Source organism: Pseudomonas sp. Irchel 3E13, from assembly GCF_900187455.1.
GTDB lineage: Bacteria > Pseudomonadota > Gammaproteobacteria > Pseudomonadales > Pseudomonadaceae > Aquipseudomonas.
Map to the genome: position 1 here is coordinate 1 of NZ_FYDX01000033.1, position 10,671 is coordinate 10,671.

Here is a 10,671-nt window from a genome sequence, read left to right on the forward strand (position 1 = left end):
GGGTGACGTCGGAGATGTAGATTTTTTTCATGGTCGTTCCTCAGCCGTTGATCATCGACAGGGCCATGCGCTCGGCGGTGGCCATGGCGGCGGACGTCATGATGTCGAGGTTGCCGGCGTAGGCCGGCAGGTAATGGGCGGCGCCTTCGACTTCGAGGAACACCGAGGTCTTCAGGCCGGAGAACACGCCGAGACCGGGGATTTTCAGGTCGCGAACTTCCTCGAACTGGACCTTCTGCTTGAGCCGGTAGCCCGGCACATAAGCCTGGACGGCCTGGGCCATTTCGATGATCGAAGCCTCGACCTGCGCCTGATCCGCAGCCTCGGAAAGGACGAATACCGTGTCGCGCATGATCAGCGGCGGCTCGGCCGGGTTCATGACGATGATCGCTTTACCCTTGGCTGCGCCGCCGATCACTTCAATGGCGCGAGAGGTGGTTTCGGTGAACTCGTCGATATTGGCGCGGGTGCCGGGGCCGGCGGATTTGCTGGCGATGGACGCGACGATTTCGGCGTAGTGAACCTTGGCCACGCGAGATACGGCCGCGACCATCGGAATGGTGGCCTGGCCGCCACAAGTGACCATGTTGACGTTGAGTTGGTCGAGATTCTGTTCCAGATTCACCACCGGCACGCAGTACGGACCGATGGCGGCCGGCGTCAGGTCGATCAGGCGGATGCCGGGTTTGATCGAACGCAGGAAGGCGTCGTTCTTGACGTGGGCGCCGGCGCTGGTGGCATCGAAGACGAAGTCGATGTGCTGGAATTGCGCCATACGGGTCAGGCCTTGCACGCCTTCGTGGGTCGTGGCCACGCCCATGCGAGCGGCTCGCGCCAGTCCATCGGAGTTCGGGTCGATGCCGACCATCACCGACATTTCCAGGTGCTGCGCGTTGCGCAGGATCTTGATCATCAAGTCGGTGCCGATGTTGCCGGAGCCGATGATGGCGACGTTGAGTTTTTTCATTGTGTTCATCTCTTGTGCACGCAGGTCGCAATCACTCGACCGTGAATTCCACGGCCACTTGGCCGATACCGTCGATCTCGGCCTCGAAGCGATCACCCGCGGCAACCGCGACCATCGGCCCGAGGGCGCCGGTGAGGATCACGTCGCCGGCGCGCAGCGGTTCGCCCAGCCGGGCCATGGTCCGCGCCAGCCACACCGCGGCATTGAGCGGATGGCCCAGGCACTGGGAGCCGCTGCCGCTGGACACTTCTTCGCCGTTGCGAGTCATGCGCATGGCCGCGTTGCGCAGGTCGAGGCCATCAATGCGCCGCATCGGCCCGCCGAGCACGAAGCAGCCGCTGGAGGCGTTGTCGGCAACGGTGTCGACGAAGCGGATATTCCAGCCCGCCACCCGGCTACCGACGATCTCCAGCGCCGGCATCACCCAGCCGGTCGCCGCGACGACTTCGGCAAACGTGGTGTCCGCGGCCGGCAGGTCGCGCTTGAGGACCAGGGCGATTTCCGCCTCGATCTTCGCTTGCTGCACACGGCCGAACGGCACGGTTTCGTTGTCGCCGTAGCACATGTCGGCGAACAACGTGCCGAAGTCCGGCTGGTCGACACCCAGTTGGGCCTGCACCTTGGGATTGGTCAGGCCGATCTTGCGCCCCACCACGCGCCGCCCGCCGGCCACGGCATGGGCGATGTTCAGGCGCTGGATGGCGTAGGCAGCGTCGCCGTTGTCTTCGCCGATGCGCTCGCGCAACGGGGCGATAGCTTCACCGCTGGCTTCGGCCTGGCGCAGTTCGGCGGCCAGTTGGTCCAGGGTCTGTTGGGAAATTGTCATGCTCGACTCCAGATCAATGGCTGAGGAAATCCAGGACCATGCGGTTGAAGGCGTCGGCGTGTTCCCACTGCGCCCAGTGACCGCAACGGTTGAACACATGCAGTTGCGCGTTGGGCAGGCCCGCGAGCAGGCGCAGGCCGGCGTCCATTGGCACGAAGCGATCTTCGCGGCCCCAGACCACCAGGGTTTCGGCGCTGATTTCGTGCAGGCGCGCGCCAAAGTCCGGGAACTGCTTCGGATTGGCGGCCAGGCTGGCGACGAAGTTTTCCAGGTGGTCGCGGCGCGCCAGCATGTTGTCGAGGCGGGTCTGGAACAGTTCTTCGGTGAGGCTGCTGGCGTCGAAAACGAAGACATTCATCATCTTTTTCAGGTTGTCGATGGTCGGCTCGCGGTACAGGCCGTTCAGCAACTTGATGCCCTCGGTGGGCATCGGCACGAACGGACTTGCGCCGCCGGTCCCGCCGCCCATCAGCACCAGCTTGCCGACCCGCTGCGGGTTGGCGAGGGCAAAGGCGACGGCGCTGTGGCCGCCCATGGAGTTGCCGAGAATGTGCACGCGGTCGAGGTCGAGGGCGTCGAGCAGGCCTTTGAGGGCGCGGGCGTTGAGGTCCGAGCGCGAGCCGCGGCAGACGATCGGATCGCTTTTGCTCCAGCCCGGGCAGTCCATCAGGATCACTCGATAACCGGCGGCGGTCAGCGGCTCGATGTTGCGGTTGAAGTTGGCCCAGCCGCTGGCGCCGGGGCCGGAACCGTGCAGCATGACCACGGTTTCATCGCCCTGGCCAACATCGTTGTAATGCAGTTGCAGATCCAGATCGCCTTCCTGGATCCGGACCAGGCGGCTGCTTGAGGCTTCAGTTGCAATAGTCATGTTCAGGCTTCCTTCAATGCGCTGGATACGGGGCGCGCCGCAAGGGCGCCGAAGCCGGCGATCCATTCGGGGATCGGCCGGTAATAGCGGTCGCTGGCCGCATAGGGACCGAACGCCGACAACGCGGCGAACGCGGCGACCCAGGTCTTTACTTCGTGGGTGGATTTGCCGGCCAGGGCGGACAGTTCGGCGTTGCTCAAGCCGTCCAGCTCGGCCAGCCGGCCTTCGCTGAGGGCGTCGAGAAACTGCTGGTCCCAGACCGGATTGAGCGGATGCAGCGAGTGCTGGTCCTCGACGAAACGCCGGGCGGCCTGAATGACCCGCTGTTGGCGCGCCTCGCGTTCATCGGCGGGCAAGTTGCGGCCGCTGCCCATCAGGCGGTCGGCCATGCGCGCGTCCACCTTCGCCAACTCCGGCACCGGCGGCTGATGCGACAGGCCACCGGAACCGATGAACAGCACGCGTTTGTTCAGCGTCCGGGCGTACCGGCCAATCGCCTCGCCGAACAGGCGAGCGCGCTGGAAACCCGGCAACGGCACCGCGACCGAATTGATGAACACCGGGATCACCGGGCAACGGTCGATGCCGCCGAGCAGCAGTTCCAAAGGCTGGGCGAAACCGTGATCGACCTGCATGCAGTAGGACACCGCGGCGTCCACCCCCGCCTCCAGCACCGCATCGGCGCAGGCTTCGGCGAGGTCCTTCGGTACGTTCAGCGGACCGGCGGCGGTGTCGAAATCGCCGATCGCCTGCGCCGACATGCCGATGCAGAACGACGGCATGACGTCATAGAAAAAACCGTTGTAGTGATCCGGCGCGAACAGGAACACCAGCTCCGGGTCGAAGGCTTCGACCTGGGCCCGGGCGTTGGCGATCACACCGCCCACTTCATCCAGCACCGCCTGCGCGGGATCGACAAACCCCACCAACGGCGTGTGCGACAGGCATTGCACCAGGGCGGCCATCTCAAGCTACCTTGCTGGCGACAGGCTGATTGACCAGCGGCGCGGTGGCATGAACCGCCTGCGCCAGCGCGTCGCAGGCCTTGTCCAGCGTCTGCGGAATGGCCAGTGCCGCGAGGAAGCGGTCCGGGCGCACCACGGCGACGGAGGCTGGATAACGACCGAACCACTCCTTCAAATTTCCGCTGCAATCGCCGACCCGGATCACACCGTCGATGGCCTCGCGCCCAGCCTCCAGTTGCACGGCCGGCAGCACCTGAATGAAGCGGGTGCCGAGGCGTTGCCAGAACGCCACCTGCGCCGCACTCAGGCCCCAGATCGGGTTGGTGCCCCAGGCGATGATCGCGAAGTTGTCGCCGATCACGTCGTCCAGCAACACCTGGCGGCCATCTTCGGTCTGCACCTTGGGCTGGATGAACATGCGACCCACCGGCGAGTTCGCCAGTTGCGGCGTGCTGGCCACCAGGGCACCGGCGCTGTACTGCGGCATCGGCTTGAAGCGCATTTCCAGGAAGTAGCGTTTGACCGGCGGCAGGTAGTTGAGCAGCCAGGAAATCCCGTCGCGCAGCGCGCCCTGCCAACGCTTCGGCGGCGCCAGCACATGGCCCGCCAGCACCGACAGATTGATCATCGCCTGGGCGTGGTCACGACGCTCCAGTTCGTAGGTGTCCAGCAGCCCCTCGCCGGCCAGGCCCTTGACCACCATCGCCAGTTTCCAGCCGAGGTTGCTGGCATCGCGCATGCCGCTGTTGTAACCCTGCCCCTGCCAGACCGGCATGATGTGCGCGGCATCGCCGGCAAGCAGGACCCGCTTGCTGCGGAACTGCCCGGCGAGGCGCGCGTTGTGGGTGTAGACGCGGCTGCGGATCAGCTCGATGCGGTCCGGGTCCGGCAGCACCTTGGCCAACAGGCGGCGCATGTTTTCCGGCTTGCTCAGTTCCGCCTCGGTTTCACCGGGCATCACCATGAATTCGAAGCGGCGCACGCCGTGGGGCAATGCGGCGGAAACATAGGGGCGCACCGGGTCGCAGCACAGGTACACGTTCGGCGTGCCCAGCGGATCGTTGGCGATATCGACGACGATCCACTGGTTCGGCGCGGTCTTGCCGTCGAACGAAATGCCGAGGGTGCGACGCACGTAGCTGTTGCCGCCATCGCAAGCCACCAGATAATCGCCGAGCACGGTTTCCTGGACTGCGCCGGGACCTTCCATGCGCAGGCTCACACCGCTGTCATCCTGGGTGAATTCGGTGACGTCACGGCTGAACAGGATGCGCACATTGCCGAAGCGCTTCAGGCCATTAAGCAACACGGCATCCACCTGCGGCTGGATAAAGGCATTGCGCCGCGACCAGCCGAATTCCTCCGTCAGCGGCTGAATATCGGCGAAGCAACGCCCTTTGGGCGTGAGGAAACGCATGGCGTGCCACGGGGTGGTGTGCGGCAATACTTGGTCCACCAGACCGATGGCCTGCACGGTACGTAGCGACTCATCATCGATGCCGATGGCGCGGGGGTAGTCGATCAGCTTGTCGAGCTTCTCCACCACCAGCACGTCAATGCCGGACTGGCCAAGGTAGTTGGCGATCGCCAGGCCCACCGGGCCAGCACCCAGCACCACGACCTGGGCCTTGTGGTCAGTCTGCGAGGAAAAGGTAGGGGTTGTTTTCATTGTTTTTCACCGTATCGGACAGCGTCACGGCGGCCGGCTGGACAAACATCAGGCAAGCCGGGCCAGCCCCCGAACCTGGAAAAGTTCGTGGGTGTGAAGGTTGCAAAAGGGTTCGGTGGGCGACCTTGCTCAGAGGTGGCAGGGCCGGGCCGTCAGGGTGTCAGGACGGCGCGTCGGGCAGGAATGGGGCGCGGGCAGGCAGCATGGTGGTTTCCCTTGTAAGGGTGTTCGTTCTTGTTGGCGCTAGTATAAGAACGCCATTTCTTGCCCTACAATCAAAAACCGCCGCGCCGTGCACCTAGTGCACAGCACTGATTTACAACGAATTTCTGGTGAATTCATGGCATCCGAAGGCGAATCCGACTACAAGACGGTTCGCGGACTGACCCGCGGTCTGCTGCTGCTCAACACCCTCAACCACCTCGGCGGTGGCGCCAGCCCGACCCGTCTGGCCGAGCTGACGGGTCTGCACCGCACCACCGTGCGACGCCTGCTTGAGACCTTGCAGGAAGAAGGCTACGTACGTCGCAGCGAATCAGACGACAGCTTCCGCCTGTGCCTGAAGGTACGCGAACTGAGCGAAGGTTTCCGCGACGACCAATGGATCTCCGCCCTCGCCGCTCCACTGCTGGCCGAGCTGCTGCAGGAGGTGGTGTGGCCGACCGACCTCTGTACCCTGGATGTCGATGCGATGGTGGTGCGTGAATCGACCCACCGCTTCAGCCGCCTGTCGTTTCACCGCTCCATCGTCGGCCGACGCCTGCCCATCCTGCTCACCGCCACGGGCCTGGCCTACCTCGCCTTCTGCCCGGATGCCGAACGCGAACACATCATCGAGTTGCTGGCCAGCCGCGACGACGAAGACAGCCGTCTGGCACGTAATCCCGAAGCACTGGACAACCTCCTGCGCAAAACCCGCCACCGGGGTTACGGGGAAAACTTCATGACCTGGGACCAGGAAGAAAAGATCGCCTCCATCGCCGTACCCATCCGCGGCAAGCAGCAACTGCTGGGGTGCCTGAATCTGGTGTATGTGGCGAAGGCGATGAGTATCGAGCAGGCGGTTGTGCGTTATTTGCCGGCGTTGCAGAGGACGGCGTTGCGGATTGAGCAGGAGGCGAGCAGCACGATGGGCGCGTGAGCGCTGAGTCTCAACCTTCGGATTGATACTTGATCAAGAAATTTCCCTTACCCATATATCGGAGTGAGTAAGAACCATCGCGTAGCACACCCTCCTTTCCTGACAACTCATATTCGTCAGCTAGAAACTGCTCACGCGATACGCCTTTGGCCTCCCTGAAAAGCTTCACTCCAACTGAAGACAGAAAAGCGCCAAGACTAAATACATAGCCTGGATAAAGTTGAATGTATTGAAAAAAGGTCGGACCAGATACGACACTTACCATGATGCTGTCAGGACCAAACAACATCATCAGCAATCCGATCACTGCAATTACCCCACCAACCAACGTCAACAATAGGTCGGGCACCTTATTGAGCGGACGACAGGAGGGATTTTCATCAATAAATGTTTCATATGCTTCGACAAAGCCTTTAACCTGAAACTTTTCGTCAACGCCAGATAGACTGACTGGAATCTTACTTTTCTTCGTGTGTTCTTCCCCACAGACAACCTGCCGACCTGAATTCTCCATATGACCGGCATCTATATTGTCTGCATCCTCACCTGAAAAATCTTTGCTCGTGTAGTTCTGCACCGAAGGTGAGAAGACTACTTTTTGTTTTTCCGACTCAACCAACTTTTCTTTCATGCGCACCTCCCGAAAGAGGCCAATACTACCTCGCATGATCCTCCGATAGCGCCACGAACCCGCCAGACTATAAAAATCAGAATACGCCTACAGCGGGAACTAATAGGGACTACAGAAAGCAAGCCAGAAGACGAAAGAGTGCATCTGAATTGATCTAATCCAGCAACCAGCAAACTCGAACTAAAACTTCGACAGTTTGTCCAGCCAGCATTAGCCAGACTCGTCACGCGCCCAGATACATTGCCCTTGCAGCATTGCCATTGCGCTGATCAATATCTTTAAACGGCAGAAACGAAGAACCCCCGCATGGCGGGGGTTCTGTGAGGCAACTCTACAAAGAGTTTCTACAGCTGATATCAGAACGGTAACAAGCACCTTGAAGCTTCACGCTTACAATAAGTCCATGATCTCTATGGTTTTTCTCAGAAGCCGTAAAAACTTCTGTAAAATTTAAGCCCTTGTCGGCCTAAATTCTTTACGTTTGTGGGTTGGACCTCATCAAGATCACCCTACTGCTGCTAGAGGGCAGCTACCTTCCTGGTGGAGTCACCAGGCACAGTGCCATTGCATGCTACAACCACATGCTCAGCCAACACAACACCACCGCACGTTCTTCTCCTACCAACGCCCCGTACCCGCCCACATGACGTGGAGCTGGCAAAGGCGACGGTGCGGTAAAAGCCGCGGCTCGACAGCACAACCGGGGATCGGCATCAATTGGTTGTCAAATCTGCAGCCCTGCTGAATGCGGTTTCACTAGGAGGAAGGTGTATTTTCGGACGCCTATCTAGAGTCCAAGTTCTCCCAGCTCCCCACGGATTCGCTCCAACAGCTCCTCAGTGCTTTTACCGTCCGCTATGGATAGGTACCCAGCAAGAATGACACTCGCGGGATGCACTCCGAGCACATCGGACATCTGCTCGATCTTGTCTAGCGACGGGCTCCACCTGCCCCGCTCGAGGTTGCTGATGTAGGCCTGGCTCGGCCCTAAGCATTCCTGAGAGAAATTTCGTTTCAGCCGATACGACTTGAGCACCGTACCAAGCGCACGCTTGAGTTCCGATCGCATTGAAGCAACTCGCAAAGGGAACGATGAAGCCGCTTCGATGCGATCTGCACTATACTGTACACAGTATATTTAGAGATCCACTGATGTTTCTGACCTACCAGCACGCAAAAATCGATCAATTTAGTCTTTTTGGAGGGGATTCCACCGCATGGAGCTACGTGGAACACAACATCCATAGGCCCTGGTTCTACGTCGCCACCCAGGAGCAGGATGGAGATTTTGTGCAGCATCCGATGCTGATGCTGAGTAACGACCAGCTCCTCCAATCTCTCGTGAGCGACCAGGAAAGCGGGTTACGAGTGGAAAGTGTGCTGCTCATTACTCCAGACCATGTCAATCACGCTGGTCGGTGGATGATGGAACCCTTGGAGTCGATTTTGCGGTTTAAATTTGAGGAAGGGATTGCATACGCATACAGAGTTCTAGGTGATAAAACCTACATCTACGGGGACGCTGAGATCGCATCCCTGGAAGGAGCAAGCTACGAGACAGTCTTCAGCAGCTCGATGCTCTTTGATACCGCGCAAGAGCCCGCAGCCATGGCGGATCGCGAGTGAGCTTCAGTAGCAGCCACGCGGTCGCTCCAGCCCTAAACCAGTGATCTCGGCCTTTCCGAGACTAGTGGAGAAAAACCAGACAAAAATACTTCAGCCGGCCAATCGCCCAACTGGCTCGAAATCCGCGCTGTTTGAAAGAGCCGCGTTCAGAAAGCGACTGCGCTTCAAGGTTCGCTTTGCAAGTACAGCTCTTGCATCGGCCCGCAATCTCGCTTCTTTGACCGCCCGCGTTTCCTGTTTTGTTTTTTTCACCTAATACCCTCCAATTGCCATGAGCCGCGGAAAGGAATGACGTTCCGCCCCGTACCAAGCGCCAAACATCAGCAACGCTCTCGGAGCAAGCTTCGAGGATCAGGATACATCAAATTGTCCAACCGACGACCGCGTGCAAATCGACTACGAACCAGATGGCCAATACAACCTGCCCTCCTCCAAAACCTTTCGTTCGGGTCTCAAGCAAAGGTGGATCAGGTCGGTTTGTGGCCTCGGACGACGCATGATCGACCGATTGGTCTCATGTGAAAAACCCAGAAGAGGTCCAAGGATGAAATTCATCGGCTTTACACTGATCACTACAACAATCGCATCACTCGGCGGCTGTGCCATGTACGACAATGCCAAAAAGGCTCAAGTCGAAGGTGTCGGGACGGCGCAGTCAGCGGCGATTGTCTACGAATTCAGGGCAGGTGATCAGATGACGATCAAGCATGCCAATAGTGCGCCGCAGAAATTCGCAAGCACGGCCACTGCAACTGACAAGGTCTTTGCCGTCATGGGTATGCCCTCCCTCGAAGCCGCCCCTCCCGGCTCTTTCAATGGTGCCCAGCTTATACAATCGACCAAGGAAGAAACCATTCGCTACATGTCCACCGACACCGCTTCTCACGGTTCTACCGGAAAGGATCTTGAAGTCATTAGCTTGAACGCAATTGGCGCTAACATTGGTGGCGCCGGCATGGCTTTGAGCCTGATTGGCGGCTCCCCCAAGGTGGACCCCCGAGTTGCCCTGGGGTTTGTGATCTGCTTCATGCCCGCAGTTGAAGGCCAGGACATGGCAGCGGCCGTGGCCAGTTGTGGGGCCAAGGTAGAGGCAATATTCAACAAGACCGTGACAGAGATCAGCAGATCCTACGTATTGCCAAACGCTGAGTATCGGCTGGGCAAGATCGAAACCCCTTCAGGCCTCAAAGCGGCGAAGGTTTTCACCGGCCGCCGGGGCGTTCTTGCCGCTGAAGGCTTCGCACCGCTTGATCGGGGTGGCTACCCTGCACGAATTGTGGCTATCCCAGTAGGCCATGAAACCACCAGTGGATCTTCGTCTGGTGCACTCATCGACACCATGCTGTTCAAGTCCCGCGGAGAGGTGACCTCAGAGCAACTCGCCGCCGCCCTGGCCAAGAACTTGCCGAAAGACACGGTTTTCTACTTGCCCGACAATGAGCGCGGTCCAGCAGCCGTTTACTGAACACCAGGTAGAAAAAATATTACTGCTTCCGATTTCGAAAGCATTTTTTGGTGCGGCAGCAAACAGCCAAACTCTGGCATGGCCCCCTGCTATTGGCGTATCAAGACCGCCTTGGGGCCTTTACAAAATCAACTCGATCGACTCTGCTTTCTGGCTGCCCGGTCTCGCTTCTGCCGGGCTTTCTTCTGTTTCTTCAATGCTATGCTCTGGCTTCGAACGGCTTGTTGGGACCCGAAAATCTTTCGTCTATCCAGCGGAATCAGGTTGGCAGACTCAATATTGAGCTCGTAGGGCTCACCGTTTTGAATGCATTTGTGAATATCATCGAGGATGTCAGATTCGGTGATGTCCAGTGGAATGAAGTCTGCCTTAGTCTCAATGTATGAATCGCCCCTGGTTTCCTAGACACTCTCCAAGCTCAGGAAATAGCGTTTCTCATACTCTACTGGAGACAGCTGCATAGCACTGCTGTGTCGGCGTTTAGGGTTATAGAACATCTCGATGTAATCG

At 59.3% G+C, this 10,671-nt stretch carries 11 protein-coding genes; 3 read left to right on the forward strand and 8 right to left on the reverse strand.

What is annotated here, in order from left to right:
* Positions 1-40 precede the first annotated feature (40 nt).
* The 5 genes from CKW37_RS32025 to CKW37_RS32045 are packed head-to-tail and all read right to left on the reverse strand — an operon-like array spanning position 41 to position 5,298.
* Positions 41-967, reverse strand: coding sequence for an acetaldehyde dehydrogenase (acetylating) (locus CKW37_RS32025; protein ID WP_095160059.1), 927 nt, complete (start codon positions 965-967; stop codon positions 41-43).
* Positions 968-998: 31 nt separating this feature from the next.
* Positions 999-1,793, reverse strand: coding sequence for a 2-keto-4-pentenoate hydratase (gene mhpD, locus CKW37_RS32030; protein WP_095160060.1), 795 nt, complete (start codon positions 1,791-1,793; stop codon positions 999-1,001).
* A gap of 13 nt (positions 1,794-1,806) precedes the next feature.
* The gene (locus CKW37_RS32035; protein WP_095160061.1) at positions 1,807-2,664 is read right to left on the reverse strand and encodes an alpha/beta fold hydrolase; all 858 of its coding nucleotides are present in this window, start codon (positions 2,662-2,664) and stop codon (positions 1,807-1,809) included.
* A gap of 2 nt (positions 2,665-2,666) precedes the next feature.
* Complete coding sequence (mhpB, locus tag CKW37_RS32040; protein WP_095160062.1) at positions 2,667-3,629, reverse strand: 3-carboxyethylcatechol 2,3-dioxygenase; 963 nt, start codon at positions 3,627-3,629, stop codon at positions 2,667-2,669.
* A 1-nt stretch (position 3,630) separates the two neighbouring features.
* Positions 3,631-5,298, reverse strand: coding sequence for a bifunctional 3-(3-hydroxy-phenyl)propionate/3-hydroxycinnamic acid hydroxylase (locus CKW37_RS32045; RefSeq protein ID WP_095160063.1), 1,668 nt, complete (start codon positions 5,296-5,298; stop codon positions 3,631-3,633).
* A gap of 340 nt (positions 5,299-5,638) precedes the next feature.
* Here CKW37_RS32045 and CKW37_RS32050 point away from each other — a divergent pair, with 340 nt between their 5' ends.
* Complete coding sequence (locus CKW37_RS32050; RefSeq protein ID WP_095160064.1) at positions 5,639-6,439, forward strand: DNA-binding transcriptional regulator; 801 nt, start codon at positions 5,639-5,641, stop codon at positions 6,437-6,439.
* Between the two features lie 10 nt (positions 6,440-6,449).
* Here the strand turns inward: CKW37_RS32050 and CKW37_RS32055 are convergent, their stop codons facing one another.
* Both CKW37_RS32055 and CKW37_RS32060 read right to left on the reverse strand, forming a co-directional pair.
* Positions 6,450-7,070, reverse strand: coding sequence for a hypothetical protein (locus tag CKW37_RS32055; protein ID WP_095160065.1), 621 nt, complete (start codon positions 7,068-7,070; stop codon positions 6,450-6,452).
* 787 nt (positions 7,071-7,857) lie between these two features.
* Complete coding sequence (locus CKW37_RS32060; RefSeq protein WP_071533994.1) at positions 7,858-8,139, reverse strand: helix-turn-helix domain-containing protein; 282 nt, start codon at positions 8,137-8,139, stop codon at positions 7,858-7,860.
* A gap of 83 nt (positions 8,140-8,222) precedes the next feature.
* Between CKW37_RS32060 and CKW37_RS32065 the strand changes: the two genes are divergently transcribed.
* Entirely contained in the window at positions 8,223-8,696 is a 474-nt protein-coding gene (locus CKW37_RS32065) for a hypothetical protein (protein ID WP_095160066.1), read from the forward strand.
* Between the two features lie 544 nt (positions 8,697-9,240).
* Positions 9,241-10,161, forward strand: coding sequence for a hypothetical protein (locus tag CKW37_RS32070; protein ID WP_095160067.1), 921 nt, complete (start codon positions 9,241-9,243; stop codon positions 10,159-10,161).
* Between the two features lie 401 nt (positions 10,162-10,562).
* Here CKW37_RS32070 and CKW37_RS32080 read toward each other — a convergent pair.
* Positions 10,563-10,671 (reverse strand): IS3 family transposase (locus CKW37_RS32080; RefSeq protein ID WP_135192744.1); only part of this gene is annotated, 109 nt, incomplete at its 5' end.